Consider the following 15,202-nt stretch of genomic DNA (forward strand, 5'->3'; position numbering starts at 1 on the left):
GATGGCGGCGCGCACGATCAACCAAGCGCTCGTGCGGCCGGAACGAGTGGCCGGGTGTGAGAAAATGCCGCTAGGCGTCGTCGTCACATCCGGCATTCTCTTCGGCATGGTTGGGTGGTGGTTCTGGTCGATCCCCGCCGCCGTCATGGCCGCGCTCTGCTTTGGCGTGGGCCTGCCGACGGTGCGGCGGATGGGAAAGGCCGATCCGCAGCTAACCCGCGTCTACCTGGCCAATCTCGGGTTCCGTACCTCCTATTCGGCACGCACACCCGCCCACCTCGTCGAGCCTGAGGCGGGCCAGCGCGGGTCCGCAGCGGGCTGGATCGGAACGGCTGCCATCATCCTGCTAGCGGCAGGCTGGCTGTTCGGCAGCGTCATGATTTTCGGCTTGGGCGTCCTCACGCTCATCGGCATCCCGCTCGCGCGCAAGGCTGCTCGGCCAACCTAACGGGGCATCACATGCACATCGCATCCCACCGGGCGAACGGGCCCGCGACGAGTTCTCTGTGTCCGTGGCAGACGTTGCCGCACTCAGGGGTGGTCGCCAGCAAGCGCGGGCTGCTGCTGGCAGGATATTATGCCGCGCCTCCCGATGCGGCCTCGGCCACGCCCGAGGAGCGGGAGCAGACGTCCCACGCTCTCAACCAGGGACTACTGAATTTCGGGACGGGCACTGCGCTGTGGACGGATGTGGCGGTGGTGCCCGCTGCCTCCTACCCGGCGGCAGGGCGGTCGCACTTTCCCGACCCGGTGAGCCGCATGATCGAGGAGGAGCGGCGTCAGCAGTTCTCGGCCGAGGGTGCGCACTACGAAAACGAGCGCGTGATCGTCGTCGCGTACCAGTCGCCCGCGGCACTGGCCAACAATCTTGGCCAGATCATGTATAGCGGTGATGGAATGGCGGTTGGCCCGCAGGCGGCTGCCGAGGCGACGTTTGCTCGCATGCTCGACCGATTTGAGAGCGCCGCTGGTCGCGCTCTCCGGCTCCGCCGGATGGCATCCTATGACGTGGCAGACCCGTACACCGGGGATCCGGTGCGCCGGGATGAGCTGGTGAATTACCTGTATTACTGCCTCTCCGGACGGCCGGCGCAGATCAACCTTCCCAAAGCGGGAATGTCGCTGCCGGGGCTTTTGGCCGCGGATTTCACCCCAGGGCATACGCCGGTCGTCAACAACGAGTACGTGTGCTGTGTCACCATCGACGGGTTCCCCGGTGAGAGCTTCCCGGGGATTACCGACGCGCTGACGGTTCTGGGCATTCCCTACCGATTCACCCAGAGGTGGATCCCGTTCGACGAGGTTGAGGCTCAGAAGATTCTTGAGGACAAGCGCAAGTTTTGGCGCCAGCGGATGTCCCCTTTCTTCGCGACCATCTTCGGCCTTGGCGGCGGGGCGCCGGACCAGGACGCGGTTGATATGCACGCGGCCTGCGTGACCTCCCTCGCGCTGTCTAAGGGCAATTTGGTCAAGCACGGCTATTACAATGGATCGCTCGTGTTGAGGCATCGGGATCTCGGCGTTCTGAATGAAATGCGGGAGGCCGCCGAGCGCGCGATCTATGCCAGCGGGTTCGTCCCTCGCACCGAGACGGACAATGCTCCCGATGCCTTCCTCGGGACATTGCCGGGCAACATCACGAACAACGTGAGGAAGCCCATGCTGCATACGTTCAATCTGGCTGACCTGGCGCCGTCCTCTGGCATCTGGACCGGCCACACGGTGAACCCGAACCCGCTGTATCCGCCGAATTCGCCTCCGTTGATGCACGCTAAGACCGTCGGCAGCACGCCGTTCCGGTTCAACGTGCACGTCGGCGACAACGGCAACTTCGCCTTTTTCGGCCCGCCAGGTAGCGGCAAAACCACATTGCTCAATGCCACCTGCCTTCAGTTCCTGCGGTATCCGCGGGCCGCGATCCGGTCGATCGACTACAAGCGCGGGATGAAGGCCGCATGCCTCGCGGCGGGCGGCTCCTATTATGAGCTCGGCAGCGAGGGCGGACCCGCTTTTTACCCGTTCCAGCATCTGGAGTCACCGCGCGATCGTCTGATGGCTCAGGAGTGGGTGGAGGCTGTTTTCCACCTGCAGCACAACAGGCCACCCAGCTCGCACCAATCGACCGACGTCATCCACCACCTGCTGGAGATGTTGGCCACGGAGCGGGATCGCAGCATCACGCATGCCATCCTGCTCTGCCATGACAACGAGGTGTCGGAGGCACTGCGCTACTATTCGTGGGATGGTCCGGCTGGGGCGCTGTTCGACGGCGAGGAGTCCGACGAGGCCGGGACCGAGACGCACTGGGACGCGTTCGATGTCACGGACCTGATGGCGGCCGGCGACAAGCTCCTCCTGCCGTCGCTGATGTGCCTTGAGGCGAGGTTCGACCGCATCCAGGACGGGCGCCCGATCCTCGAGACCATCGACGAGAGCTGGGCCGCACTGTCTCACCCGCTCTGGCGCCCGCGGCTTCGGCGCCGGTGGAAAACAAAGCGGTCCAAAAACGTGGCGATCGGCATTGCGACCCAGAATCTGGCCGATATGCCCCCGGAACTGCTGTCGATCATCCTCGAAAACGTCCCGTCACTCGTGTTCGGGGCGAACCCGGCGGCCGAGCAGGGCGCGGATGGCGATGAGAAGGGGCCGGCCGAGTTCTACGCGAACTTCGGGCTCAATGCGCGGCAGCGCCAGATCATCGCGCAGCTGCAGAAGGCGCGCGAATACTACGCCGTGTCTCCCGAGGGAAGCCGCGCCGTCGATTTCGGCTTTGGTCCTCTCATGCTCGCGTTCGCCGGCACGACGAGCGAGGAGGAGGTGGGCCGCGTCACCGTTCTACGCGAGCAGCACGGTGCTGAGTGGATTGCTCCGTTTCTCGCATCGAAGGGGATCAAGCATGGCCCTCGCATTCCGCGGTGAAGCCTCCCGCGCTGGGCGTGCCATCCGGCAGGCGGTGACCGCCTGTGCCGCTGGCGCCGTACTCCTGGGCCCGGTGCCCGGTGCGCCGCTCCGCATCCAGCCAGCGCAGGCACAATGGATCGTCGAGTGCCCGTTCTGCGCGGACAAGCTCACGCAGCTGCAGAGCTACGTCCAGCAGGTGGAGCAGGTTACCAACACGATCACCATGCGCGTGCAGCAGGCCGAAATGCTCCGGAACCAAGTGACCAATATGACCCGCCTGCCGGAGCAGGTCTGGAACAACATCAACGGTAATTTCCAGGCAACGCAGAGCCTGTTTCAACGCGGGCAGCAGCTCGTTGCAAGCGCCGGCACGGTCAGCAATCAGCTGCGGGGCTATGGCTACTATCTCGGGAACCTGGGGAACCAGGCGTCCGCATTCTCTCAGTGGAGCACGGAATCCCGCGACAATCTCTCCAGTACGCTTGCCGGCATGGGATTGATGCGGAGCCAAATGATTTCCGATCAGGCCGTCGTGGACCGTATCCGGACACAATCGGCCGGTTCACAAGGCGCCCTGCAAGCGCTGCAGGCCAACACTGAGATGGGCGGCGCGATGGTGAATGAGCTGCATCGCACCCGCGAGCTCATGATGGCCGAGACGCAGATGCACGCAAACTGGATTTACGCCCAGCAACAGCGGCAGGACCGCGGAATGGCTGGCGATGCGCTCTTCTTCCAGTGGGCACGCGAGCCCGACACCGGCAATCCGAGGTTTTGATGATGATCGAGCCATGGGTCGTGGTTGCGCGCCTGGCCGTAGCGCTGGCCGCACAACCGAACTTTGCGTTCCACGTCGGTAAGGCGGTTGGTGTGACCGAGTGCCGGGCAGAATTGTCCGTCCAGGACCTGGCGGCCAGGGCACGCGCCGCACAGGCCGATGCCGATTTCATGCGGTGGGTGCCCGAACCCGAAACCGGAAACCCGAGGTTCTGACCATGCAGCGCACCTGGACGATCACCGGCCTCGCGCTGGTAGCAGCCGCCCTCTACGTCAGTCCGGCACTCGCACAGAGTGCGGCCGCGACTGTCAATTCGATCCCGCAGACGTTCGGTCAGCAGGTGCGCGGCATGGAGGGGCCACTGCGGACGATGGGGCTCGCCCTGTTGGCCGGGCTCGTCACGATCGAGCTTTCGTTCGCACTTGGCTTCAAAGCCATGGAGGGCGGCGGACTGCAGGATCTGCTCAGCATCATGGTCAAACAGGGGATCATGATTGGTCTGTTCGTTTTTCTGGTGAACTCTGGGCCCGACATGGCGCGGGGAATCGTCACCTGGTGGACGAATGCCGGCAACACGGCAGCAGGCGGGATGGGCGGTTCGCAGAACCTCTCGCCAGGCGACGTGATTGCCCTTGGGTCGAACATGGTCGTGACGATCTGGGATGCGATGGATTGGACCTCGCCCAAAAAGTTCGTCGTACTCCTCATCGCGGGTTTGGTGATGCTCTACGTGTTTGCGGAACTGACCTGCGCGATCGTTGAAGTCACCATCAAAGGCTACGTTTTTGCGGCCTGGTCATCGCTGCTGATGGGGTTCGGGGGGAACTCTTACACCCGCGACATTGCTATCGGTCAGATCCGGCTTGCGATGGCAATCGGGGCCGAGCGGTTCGTCCTGACGACCATCGTTGGCTTGGGCGAGACTCTCATGCGCCGGTGGATCGCCCAGGCGAGCGCCGGAAACCTCGATATCAGGGTGATTATTCCCGTGATCATCGGACCGTTCATCATGCTGCGCTTGGCCAAGACCCTTCCTGCCATGGCGAATGCCCTAATTACCGGGGCGAACACCGCCGGCAATTACGCCAGCCCGACGTCGCGCCTGCTGGGTGGTGCGGCCAGTGCCGCGGCAAATACGGCGGCGGCGATGACCGGTACCGGTGCCGCGATTGGAGCTGCCACCAGCTTGGCTAAGACACAGCTGGGTGTGGGTGCCGGCGGCGGTGTGGCTGGCGCGAGCGGGGCTGCTAGCTCGGGCGGTTCTGGCAGCGCGGGTGGAAGCGGAGCGTCCGGCGCAAGCGCCTCCGGCTCCGGCTCCGGCTCCGGCTCCGGCTCCGGTGGATCGGGCGGAAGTGCCGGCGGCGCAAGCCCGCTTCGTGTCGCGGCGCTTGCCGCTCGGAACCTGGGCGCGGCCGCTGCGTCTGACGTCGGCAAGCGCCTGGCGGGCGACTACGGAGCCACCCACGGGCACCTGGGGCACCGTATGGCTGCGGCGATGCGGGAGGACGCCGCTGACATCCGTGCGGCGGCTGAGGCGGCTGAGAAGGGCGCCAATCGGGCCGCAGCCTGACGCACATCGTCGAACAGATCTGGGGTCGTAGCGAGCGGCGGGGCAATCCTCAGGGGGAGCACCGCCGCTCTCTTTCTCGTGTAGACGAAAAATCAAGTTTCCGTCTTTTCGTCCTTTCGATAGTTCGTCATTCCGTTTATGCAGGTTCCTGCGCGCCGCCCTTCGGTGATCCCGCCAAAAACGGTGGATTCCTGGGCGGGACACGGCTTCGCAGGATGCAAACACATGAAGCGAGTGGACGGAGATCCCATTCCAGCCGGTGAGCCGAACCGGGCGGGAATGGCGGAACACGATTCGTACATGGAGGATGCCCGCGTCGATAAGCGGCGCGGCTTCATGATGCTCTGCGGCGGCGTCGGGCTGGCCGCACTCGGCGCCAGCATGATGGCGTACCGCATCGTCGTACCCGGACCGGCGCCGCTACTGGCCGAAATGTGCAGGTCGGACGTGCTCGCGGTCCGCAGCGTCGACACCCCGACGGGCAGGCCCGCTCTGGAGGACATCGCCGAGGATCTGAACGCGTGGGCGCGCGGAGCCCGCGAGGTCAGCGTGGATCTCGACTTTCTGCGTCGGCAGGCGTGGCGCACCTACGCGATGACGCGGGTCGGCAGCCAAGCTGAATCGATGCTGCGGGCCTATCACGAGGCCAACAAGCCCGACGAGGCGGCGCGCTCCAAGACCGTGAAGCTGGATCGTCAGACTGCATTCCCCACGGGCGGCGACGCGAACTCCAACACGTGGCGGCTGGAGTGGCGAGAAGTGAGCCGCGGCCGCGACGGCACTCTCGCAGGCGTCACCGACTGGCGCATGGAAGTCTCTTTCATTGTCAAGACGCCGACCACGGCTGACGAGCTGCGGCGCAACCCGCACGGCATTTACGTCGAGGCGTTCCGGTGGGAGAGCGTCCAGAACGCGACGGCGCAGCGGTCGCGCGTGACCGAGGCAACCCGGTGATGCGCGCCCTCCTCCTGGCGGCAACCGCCGCAGCCATCAGCCTGCCCGCCGTTGCGCAGCAGGTGCCGCCGATCGGCTCGATGCCGCCCGGGATGCCGCCCGGTGTGCCTCCAGGCATGCCGCCCGGCATGGCGGGTGCTGGGCCGGGTGGTCTGTCGACCGCTTCGGCTGGAGGTGCGGTGGCTCCGACTGGCGCAACAGCTGCGGCGCCAGTTCCTGCGAACATGCCGCCGACGCTGCCGACCATGTCGCCGTCCGCCCCCCTGTCGCGACGCGATGCCAGTGCGCTCAACTTGGCGACCCGCTGGCGGCTGCGGTCCTGTGGCACATCAATGGGCGCCGACGGTGTCCTGCAGGTCGTGCACGGGGCCTGTGAGCCGACACTCGTCTGCGCGCCTCTCAAGGTCTGCGACGTCGCCCTCGAGCCGGGTGAGAGCCCGATCGACACCCCCGTCATTGGCGATCCCCGCTGGCAAGCGGTGGTCCGAAACGGGATGGATGGCGGCCGGCGGACGATGCACATCGCGTTCAAGCCGGCGGACGCCGGCCTGGACTCTAATTTCGTCCTGACCACGTCCCAGCGGACTATCAGCCTGCGGCTCGTCAGCACGCAGCGCAATTACATGCCGTTTCTCAAGCTGGGCAACCCGGCCTACGCCCAGGCGCAGCAGTGGCGCCAGTTTCAGGCGCAGGCATACGCCGCCGGGATGACCGGCGGCGCTGGTGGCAGGTCCGCCTGCGATGGCCAGCCCATCATCCCGTCCAGCGCCTTCGATATCGACGTGCCCCGGGCTGCACGAGATTGGGCACCACTGCAGGCCTACGTCGTAGCCGGGCCTGCAGGCACCAAGACGTGCATCGAGTTCCCGGCCAGCGGCGGCGGCGTCGAGCCGACGCTGGTTGTGCTGGGCAGCGACGGTGGCCAGCAGCTCACGACGGCCCGCGTGATCGGGCGGCGAATGGAAGTCGATGCAGTGCTGACGCGGGCCGATCTCGTGGTCGGCGTCGGCAGCAATCAGGTCGCCGTCGGCATTCGGCGGAAAGGAGCATGACCGTGCGCAATCTGACCCTCGCTCTGGCGCTCAGCCTGGGCGCCTGCGCTTCGTTGCCGCCCAGCTACATCAACCCGGATCTGGGCGCGGGAGATGCGCCCGTCCTCGCGCAGGGCGTGGCCGGGTTCGTCACCCTGCAGGGTGGCGAGGGCAGCGTGGCTATCCAGGCGCCGCCGGGAGATAGCCAGATTGCCGATCAGGTGGAGCGCGCGGTGCGCGCTGCTGGCATCACCGTCGCCCCGAACGGGCAGCGTCACCTCTCCTATCAGATCGATGTGCGGCTGGGCGGAGCGCTTGTCCGTGTCGTCCTCGACGGCGCGCGGGGCGCCCGTGCCTACACCCGCACGAGGGACGGCAGCCTGGCGCCGGCGGGTCCTTACAGCGTGACGCTGGGAGGCGCGCTATGAGCGGTTCCCTCGATCCGCAGAGGATCGCCAATGTCCCGGGCCGCCCGCAACCGCGACGCCTCGGCAAGCTGCCTCTGGTCATCGCAGGAGGAAGCTGCACCGTCGCTCTGGGCGTCCTCGCCTGGGTTCTGGTGGGTGTGGCCAGCCAGCAGCAGGTCGCGAGCAGTGCGCCGCCGTCGGACCTTGGCGGTGCGGCGCCGGCTGGAGACTTCCTGACAGGCGAAGATCCTTCCCTCATCCGGGCAGCGGCGCGCACGCCGGAGCCCGACCGGGTATCGACACCGAGCGAAACCCCGCGCAGCACCAATACAAGCGCCAACACGGGCGCGACACAGCGCCAGCCCGACGTGCACGAGCAGGCACGGCTGCAGGCGTGGCAGCAGTACTACACGCAGCTGGCCGAGATGCGGGATCAGCGCCGGCGTTCCGCCATGGAGGCCATGGGCGCGAGCATGGCCCCGCAGCAGGCCACGCAGGCAAGCGCTGGTGGCAGTGGCGTGGGTGCAGCCGCCGCCGGTGGAGTGGCGGCACAGCCGCGCCCAGGGACGCTCGACCAGGGGCCGGCAAGTGCCGCGACGCTCTACGCCATGACGGCGCCGATTCCTGCCCAAAGCCCCTACGAGTTGAAGCGGGCCGTCAGCGTGATTCGGTTCCAGCTCGATCAGGACGTTTCCACCGGCGCGGCCGGGCAGTTTTCGGCCACGGTCAAGGGCCACGTCACGGACTACGCAAGCGGAAACCACATTCTGGTGCCGGACGGCGCGCGGCTCATCGGTGTCTACGAGGACGGCACCGGGCCGAACGACGAGAGAATGAAGGTTTCGATCGTCTCCATCACCTACCCGCCGACGGGTAATCCGTACTGCCCTGGCGGCGAGGAAATGCCGATCGGTTCCATGCCGGCCGGCGACGGCGCCGGCACCGCAGGCATGGCGGACGAAGTATCCCGGCACACCGGGCGGCGCCTGTTCAACGCGCTGATCCGCGGCATTGGCGGTTCCGCCCCGTCCCTCGCCGGCCTAGCAGGAGGCGGCGCGGGCTACGGGCCAGGGCAGGCGATTGCCTCGCAGATGGCGATGCAGGGCGGCAATGCGGTCGGGGGCAATCTGACCGACCCCGGCCCGACATTCACCGTTCGCGCTGGGTTCCGTGGCACGCTGCAGCTGACCCGCAGCATCGCGTTCGACAGCCCCTGGCAGCCCGGCCTGGGCTTTTGCGGGAATGCTCCCGGGGCGGCGATCCAGTGAGCGACTGGACCCCCACTGTTGGCGCTGAGGCCAAGCCGGCGCCACGCCGCTTGCGCTGGGCGCTGCTCAACGTCGGTCTACCGGTCGTTGCCGTGAATGCCGGGATCACACAGTGGGTCGCATCCCGACTGCACTACCACGAAGCGCTCGGGTGGAACGTGCGCGGGCTCTACGCGCCCTGGGAGTGGCTGATCTGGCGCAGCAAAGGCTGGCCGGGCGCTGCGCCGACCTTCGAGCTGCTGGACAGCGTCCTGTTTGGGGCTGTCTGTCTGGCGCCCGCCCTAGCAGGCGCGTGGCTCACCCAGCGCCGGTCGCGGCCCAAGCGGCACGAGGGTGTGCACGGAACGGCGAAGTTCGCGGACCGCGCGGAAGTGGTCTCTGCCGGGCTGCTGCCTGCGGTGCCCGATGCTCCGCACCGAGGACTCTATCTCGGCATTGCCGAGGATGGATCGTATCTGCGCCACGAGGGGCCGGAGCCCATCCTTGTGTCGTGCCCGACCCGAGGGGGCAAGACGCAGGGCCCTGTGATTATGAACGTCCTCTCGCAGGCCGACGAGAGCGTCATCACCTACGACATTCGCGGCGACGTCTACGAGAAGACCGCCGGATGGCGCCACGCCGAGGGCAACCGCGTCCTCAAGTGGGACATGATGGCGCCCTCCGGCAGCGGCGCCGTGCGCTGGAATCCGCTCCGCGAGGTCCGGCTGGGAACGCACCACGAGTTTGCGGACGTTGCCGGCATCATCGAGATTGTCGCGGATCCTCAGGGCGAGGGGCTGGACAACCCCCGGGATCATTTTCCCCCAGTCGCGGCGGACTTCCTGGTCAGCCTGTCCCTGTTCTGTCTGTACGAGGCTCGCGCTCGGAATCAATGGGCCAGTTTCGGCGCCGTGCGGGACGCCATGTCGGACCCTAACCGGCCGCCGCAGGCCCTCTACCAAGCCATGGTGGACAACACGTGCGGCCCGGGTGGCAGCCGACATGCAGGCATCGCCCAGGGCGGAGCAGACCAGCTCGGCCGGGCGGATCGGGAGCGTGCCAGCGTCCTGTCGACGTGCACCCGGATGCTGCGCCTGTTTCGGGATCCGGTGGTGGCACAGAACACGTGCCGCTCGGATTTCCGCCTGGCGGACATCATGGACGGGGACCGGCCCGTGGCTCTCTACGTGATTCCGAGGGAGGCCCACTCCCAGCGGATGCGCCCCCTGCTCAGGCTCTTCATGTCGATGCTCACCAAGCGGGTGCTCGAGGGCGAATTCACGGGGGCTACCAGCAAGGCCCACAAATTCCGTTGCAAGCTGCTGTGGGACGAGTTCGCCGAGGCCAAGCGGATGGACGCGTTTCTGGACGACATGGCGCGGCTGTCGGGCGCGGGGTTTCGCACGATGCTCATTGTGCAGGATTACCAGCAGATCGTGCGCGAGTACGGACAGGACGAGCCCGTCACCGGCCACTGCCATGTCATGCTCGCTTACCCGCCGAACAATACCAAGACCGCAGAGTGGATCGAGTCTTGGCTGGGAAGGACGACGATCGTCACTGAGGACGTATCGACCTCCGGCACCGTCGGCGAGGCGAAGCGTGGCTACTCGATGCACTATTCGACGGTCTCGCGCTCGCTGCTCACGGCGGACGAAATCTCCCGTCTGCCGAAGCCGAAGAAGGATCAGGAGGGCCGGATCCTCGAGCCCGGCCAGCTGCTCATCAAGATTGGCGGCAGCAAGCCGGTGCTGGCGACGCAGGCTCTCTACTTCTTCGATCCCGTGTTCCTGCATCGCGCGTCCATCCCACCGCCGTCACCAGCACCAGCGGTGACACGGAGGATTCCGGCATGAAGTCCTGGCGTTGGCTTCCGGTGACCTGCGCCGCTCTGCTCGCAGGGTGGTGCGGCGCGCTTGCCGCAGGCGTGCGGCCCAACCTCACACCATCGCTGCCTCGCGGCCTCTGGAGCCTTGCGGAGGCTCCCGCCGAACTGCAGCGTGGCGATGTGGTCGAGTTCTGCCTGCCGCACGATGTGGCCGTGTTTGCATATGACCGAGGCTATCTCGGCCATGGCCTTTGCGGCGACGGGATGATGCCGCTCCTCAAGCCCGTCGCCGCAATTCCCGGCGACGTGGTGGAGATCGGCGAGGACGGCGTGCGGGTGAACGGCATTCCCGTCGTGCCTCGCGGGCTCACTCAGGATAGCCAGGGACGACCGTTGGAACCTCTCGCACCCGGCCGATACGCCGTGCAGCCGGGCGATGTGTGGCTGCTGTCTGGCTACGAACGGCGGTCGTTCGACAGCCGGTATTACGGCGCCGTTCCGCGCTCCAGCGTCCTGCGGACAGCGACACCGCTCTGGACCGTCGAGTGACAGGGAGGATCGACATGGGCCGGCTCAAAGATGCTCTCAACTATCTCCGAGGCGTTCACATGACCAACGAAATGCCACAGGTCGGAATGCCACCCAATGCGGCGGCTCCCGATAGCAGCCTCACAGGGCAGACCGTATCCGGCATTCAGACGGAGCCGCGGGTTGACCCCTCGCAGGACGTGTCGGTCGAGCTTGAGGGCGAGGAGTTTCCACCCTTCGCTGACCTCGACCTGTTTGACACCGAGCCGCCCGAGCCACCGACTGTGGTGCCGAATCTCGGCGAGTGCCCCACGCTGGACCGTGTCGTCGCGCGCGCCCTTGAGCGCCTGACACAGCATGTCCCCAAGACTCTCAGCACCGACGAAAAGCTCGGCCGAGCGAACGAGCTGGATGCGGAAGCCTCGGTGGAAGCGGGCTGGGATAACTACAGCACGGCCGCCCGCCTACGGCAGTTCGCCGAAGCGCACCGCCTGGCCGCGGTCATCACCGATTGGAACGCCCCTCAGGGGCCGGCCACGCAGGCGAGGGATGGCCTCGCACGGCATCTGATCGACGTGTCCGTTCTGGGCGCAGAGCAGGATGACGACGTCGGCGAACACACACGGGTCCATCGCGAGACCATGTCGAGCGCGATCGGAGAGATCGAGCTGCCGGAAACGGAGCGGATCATTGATGAGCTCGCCGGCATTGGGGCACTCGGGGAAACCGCAGTGGAGCAGCTGAAGGCTTGGCACCGGGAGGAGCGCGAGATGGCAGAGTTGGAGCGGTGGAAAGAGATGCCGGCCAACGACCTATTTTACGACAACCTCGGGTCTATCGCAGCATCGACGCGTACCGATCAGGCCAATCTGGAGAGCGTCATCGACGAGCTTGCGGCAGCTGGCAAGCTTGGCGGTGCGGACCCCGAGGAGGTGAAGGCGTGGCACCGGGCGGCGGCGGCGCGAGAGGCGGAGCAAGAGGCCTGGAGGAGCGGCCCCGACCAAGACAACGACCTGGGCTACTGAGGGAACGACCAACCATGGGCCAGCTGCGAGACTGGATCGCGTATTTCGGCGGGCGGGGCAACGTCGCCCCGCCGCTCGTGGCACCGGACGTCCTGTCGCGCCAGCCAGTTCTAAGGGGCGAGGTGGCCGCGGCCGAGGAGGCGTATCAGGAGCCGGCGGTATTCGACCGTATGGACGCGGACAAATGGCCTCCCGAGGACGCTCCCCCCGAGACGGCCGCCAGAACCGATCAACCCATTCAGATCCTGGTTCATGGCCCATGGATGGTTACAGAGGACGGTCGGGTGGTCCGGTCCCTGGTTGGTGTGTCGGATGAGGGCCACCACTACGCGATCGAGGTCCGCCGCCGGAGTGCCGATCCCCAGCCGCTCCGCTGGAGCGCTGCGTTCTGTGAACGCCAGGCGGCGGAGCGCGAGGCCGACGCCGCCGAAAAGCGAGCTATCGTCCGCGGGGACGAGCCAGAGATCGCGGAGTACGTGCATCGGCTGGACCAAGCCCGCGCCGAGCCCAGCCTCCACCTAGCACGCGAGACTGAGGCTCCCGGCCATGATGACCCGGACGACCTCGAGCACACGCACAGCCACTGACTGGATTGGCCGTCACTATGATCGACCTCCCTGCCCTTTACAGCGAATGCGCGCCGCAGGTTCACCCGACGACGATGGCCGCCGTCGTGCACGTCGAGAGCCGGGGGCGGGTCCTGGCGATCAACGTCAACCGGAAGCCGGGGCAGGCGACGGCGCCCAGGCCTCCACAGCCTCAGACGGTTGACGAGGCCGTGGCAGTCGCTGAACGCTTCATCAACGCGGGCCATTCCGTCGACGTTGGGCTATCGCAGCTTAACAGCCGAAATCTGCCGGGCCTGCGCATGACCCTCCGGGAGGCATTCGAGCAGCCGTGCCGCAACCTGGCTGGCGGCGCCTCAATCCTGGCGGATTGCTACGACCGGGCCATCCGTGCCGGCAAGACAGCTGGTGATCCGGCCCTGGCCTGGGCTCTGTCGTGCTACAACGCAGGCCCCAGCATTACGGGCGTGCGCGTCGGTTACATCTCATTGTACGGTATCCTGCCGCCGTTGAGCCCGGAGGGGCAGCAGACGCTTCACCGGACACTGACGGTGACGCTGACGCCGCCACCTACACCGCAGCGGCCGGTAAACCCGATGACCGCCTCGATGGTTGTGTCAGGGTGGGACGGGATGATTGAGAGGGTACCATGAAGGGACTGGGATTCCTGCTTCGCTGGGTGCCGGCGCCTGTAGCTATGTTTGCTACTGCGCTGTGTGCCGTGCTCGGCTTCGTCTTCGTGGTCTTCCCAGTGCTGCTGATCCTGGCTGCCGCCGGCGTCGGCGGCGCGGCTGCGTTCGGCTGGATGCTGTGGTCGCTTCTCGGAGTCCTGGGCGGCGAGCCGGGGGCTTGGGCCGCCTTCGCCAAGGCGCTGCTGCTCTGCGCCGCGGCGATCACCGTCTCCGCAACGGTGTTTCACTATGGGTTTGAGCTTCTGCGGCGGGTGGGTCGCAACAAGCGTCCCATCCAGCCTCGGCCGGGGCTTTCGATCACTCTCCGGGATGCGCCGTTCTCTCCCTGAGCAAGCCCCCGTCACTAGCCGAATCCGCTGCGCTTTTCTTGTAAGATCGAGATGGATGAAGCCATGGCCGATACATTGCTGCCCAAAGTCGAGCAGGAAGCTCCCCGACGGTTGTCGGAAGCCGTAAAGGCGAGAGAAACCATCGCAATTTGCGGCCCGAGTATTTGGGAGCGCATCGAGCTGGTGGAGCTCATGGCGCGGTCGATCTCGCCCCGCAGCCGGGTGCTCGTGATGGAGGACGCGAAGACACGCGACCCCAGGCTCAGCCCGCGGCACCTGCCACTGAACCGGGCGATCCTGAACTACAACGTACCGGAATCCCCCGGAACCGTCTTTGAGGAGATCGCTCGGGCGGCCCTGGGCCTCTCCGGTGACTACCTCATTATCCCTAATCTATCGTTCGCCGATTTCGACGTCTTCAACAGGCTGGTAGCTCCCGCCTTTGACGGCTTGATCGTTGCGCTGGATTTGTTCGAGATCGACCCAAGGGTGCACGCCTTCGCCGACGTCGTGGTGGGCGTCGTCAGCAACAAGGTATCCCCGGCCGGAATCGGCGATGTCTACGCCAAGACATCGCTCCAGCATTCCGCCTGAAGCGCCTGTCGCTCGCACCAGCGGCCTTGCTGAGTGTTCCAGGCCCACTGCTTCGGCAGTGGGCCTTTTCCTTGAGGAGTCGGCTGGGCCGCCGTCCTAGAGCAGTTCCGAAGGAAGCCGAATGCGAGGTGGTGGAGCGTTGGCTGTCGGACCGAGCACAGGCCTGGCATCTGGGATCGCATCGGAGCCGAGTGGCAACGCTTCCAGCAGGCTAGGGCGGGATGGTGATATCCAGCCGCGCAGGTTCAGCACCGATATGATTGATCTACTCTGATGGTTGGGTGAAACTGGTTTCGCGTCGCTAAAGATCGATGTGAAGTGGGCTTTATGGGAGGCGTGGCTCAATATGGGATTTCTGAAGACAATATTTGGTCGCGCCTCAAGCAACAGCGCGGCATCAACAAATACAGGAAGTTCGATTGGTCATGCTGTATTAGACCGCTACAAGCCGTTCCTTGCGAACAAGGAAGCCGCAAAGAAGGCCGCTTTATCAGTGTTGTGGCATGGGAAAACTCAGTTCATTGAAGGGCCTGATGGGGAAATCATAAGGGCCTCCGAGTCCGCCATTCCTTTGCCACGCCGCTTGCAGTCCTTTTCTGACAAATTTTACGATGAGGACAAATTGGTTGTTAGCCACGAAGTTGTTGGTTTGACTGATCAACTCACAAGAACGATCGACAACCAGACCATTCAGATTGAAACAATATATTCGATTGCCGAGGCTATTGTTGAGAAACACGATCTCTGAAGTG

The 15,202-nt window shown here is 65.7% G+C and carries 17 protein-coding genes; all 17 read left to right on the plus strand.

What is annotated here, in order from left to right:
- Position 1 precedes the first annotated feature (1 nt).
- The 17 genes from ACFFIC_RS26810 to ACFFIC_RS26890 all read left to right on the plus strand — a co-directional run bounded on the left by ACFFIC_RS26810 (position 2) and on the right by ACFFIC_RS26890 (position 15,198).
- Complete coding sequence (locus tag ACFFIC_RS26810; RefSeq protein WP_377056218.1) at positions 2-448, plus strand: VirB3 family type IV secretion system protein; 447 nt, start codon at positions 2-4, stop codon at positions 446-448.
- 89 nt (positions 449-537) lie between these two features.
- The gene (locus ACFFIC_RS26815) at positions 538-2,919 is read left to right on the plus strand and encodes a VirB4 family type IV secretion/conjugal transfer ATPase (RefSeq protein WP_377056220.1); all 2,382 of its coding nucleotides are present in this window, start codon (positions 538-540) and stop codon (positions 2,917-2,919) included.
- On the plus strand, positions 2,897-3,679 hold the full coding sequence (gene trbJ / locus ACFFIC_RS26820) for a P-type conjugative transfer protein TrbJ (protein ID WP_377056222.1): 783 nt from the start codon (positions 2,897-2,899) through the stop codon (positions 3,677-3,679). Before ACFFIC_RS26815 ends, trbJ begins: the two co-directional genes overlap by 23 nt.
- Positions 3,679-3,894, plus strand: a complete 216-nt coding sequence (locus ACFFIC_RS26825; protein WP_377056224.1) for a hypothetical protein — start codon at positions 3,679-3,681, stop codon at positions 3,892-3,894. The genes trbJ and ACFFIC_RS26825 overlap by 1 nt, the downstream gene beginning before the upstream one ends.
- 2 nt (positions 3,895-3,896) lie before the next feature.
- Positions 3,897-5,249, plus strand: a complete 1,353-nt coding sequence (locus tag ACFFIC_RS26830; RefSeq protein WP_377056226.1) for a type IV secretion system protein — start codon at positions 3,897-3,899, stop codon at positions 5,247-5,249.
- 225 nt (positions 5,250-5,474) lie between these two features.
- The gene (locus ACFFIC_RS26835; protein ID WP_377056228.1) at positions 5,475-6,203 is read left to right on the plus strand and encodes a type IV secretion system protein; all 729 of its coding nucleotides are present in this window, start codon (positions 5,475-5,477) and stop codon (positions 6,201-6,203) included.
- Positions 6,203-7,255 carry a TrbG/VirB9 family P-type conjugative transfer protein gene (locus ACFFIC_RS26840; RefSeq protein ID WP_377056230.1) on the plus strand — a complete coding sequence of 351 codons (1,053 nt, stop codon included), beginning with the start codon at positions 6,203-6,205 and terminating at the stop codon, positions 7,253-7,255. The genes ACFFIC_RS26835 and ACFFIC_RS26840 overlap by 1 nt, the downstream gene beginning before the upstream one ends.
- Positions 7,252-7,662, plus strand: a complete 411-nt coding sequence (locus ACFFIC_RS26845) for a hypothetical protein (RefSeq protein WP_377056232.1) — start codon at positions 7,252-7,254, stop codon at positions 7,660-7,662. The genes ACFFIC_RS26840 and ACFFIC_RS26845 overlap by 4 nt, the downstream gene beginning before the upstream one ends.
- On the plus strand, positions 7,659-8,909 hold the full coding sequence (locus tag ACFFIC_RS26850; protein WP_377056234.1) for a TrbI/VirB10 family protein: 1,251 nt from the start codon (positions 7,659-7,661) through the stop codon (positions 8,907-8,909). Before ACFFIC_RS26845 ends, ACFFIC_RS26850 begins: the two co-directional genes overlap by 4 nt.
- Positions 8,906-10,744 (plus strand): type IV secretory system conjugative DNA transfer family protein, encoded by a 1,839-nt coding sequence (locus ACFFIC_RS26855; protein ID WP_377056236.1) that lies wholly within the window; start codon positions 8,906-8,908, stop codon positions 10,742-10,744. Before ACFFIC_RS26850 ends, ACFFIC_RS26855 begins: the two co-directional genes overlap by 4 nt.
- Complete coding sequence (traF, locus tag ACFFIC_RS26860) at positions 10,741-11,265, plus strand: conjugative transfer signal peptidase TraF (RefSeq protein ID WP_377056238.1); 525 nt, start codon at positions 10,741-10,743, stop codon at positions 11,263-11,265. Before ACFFIC_RS26855 ends, traF begins: the two co-directional genes overlap by 4 nt.
- Before the next feature lie 59 nt (positions 11,266-11,324).
- Entirely contained in the window at positions 11,325-12,269 is a 945-nt protein-coding gene (locus tag ACFFIC_RS26865) for a hypothetical protein (RefSeq protein ID WP_377056240.1), read from the plus strand.
- Positions 12,270-12,283: 14 nt separating this feature from the next.
- Positions 12,284-12,856: a hypothetical protein gene (locus tag ACFFIC_RS26870; RefSeq protein ID WP_377056242.1), complete on the plus strand. Its 573-nt coding sequence runs from the start codon at positions 12,284-12,286 to the stop codon at positions 12,854-12,856.
- A 17-nt stretch (positions 12,857-12,873) separates the two neighbouring features.
- Complete coding sequence (locus tag ACFFIC_RS26875; RefSeq protein ID WP_377056244.1) at positions 12,874-13,488, plus strand: lytic transglycosylase domain-containing protein; 615 nt, start codon at positions 12,874-12,876, stop codon at positions 13,486-13,488.
- A gap of 68 nt (positions 13,489-13,556) precedes the next feature.
- Complete coding sequence (locus ACFFIC_RS26880) at positions 13,557-13,856, plus strand: hypothetical protein (RefSeq protein ID WP_377056246.1); 300 nt, start codon at positions 13,557-13,559, stop codon at positions 13,854-13,856.
- A 63-nt stretch (positions 13,857-13,919) separates the two neighbouring features.
- Positions 13,920-14,450 carry a hypothetical protein gene (locus ACFFIC_RS26885; protein ID WP_377056248.1) on the plus strand — a complete coding sequence of 177 codons (531 nt, stop codon included), beginning with the start codon at positions 13,920-13,922 and terminating at the stop codon, positions 14,448-14,450.
- Positions 14,451-14,796: 346 nt separating this feature from the next.
- Positions 14,797-15,198 (plus strand): hypothetical protein, encoded by a 402-nt coding sequence (locus tag ACFFIC_RS26890; protein WP_377056250.1) that lies wholly within the window; start codon positions 14,797-14,799, stop codon positions 15,196-15,198.
- Positions 15,199-15,202: the final 4 nt, after the last annotated feature.

Origin of the sequence: Muricoccus vinaceus (assembly GCF_042433125.1) — a bacterium.
Lineage (GTDB): Bacteria > Pseudomonadota > Alphaproteobacteria > Acetobacterales > Acetobacteraceae > Roseomonas > Roseomonas vinacea.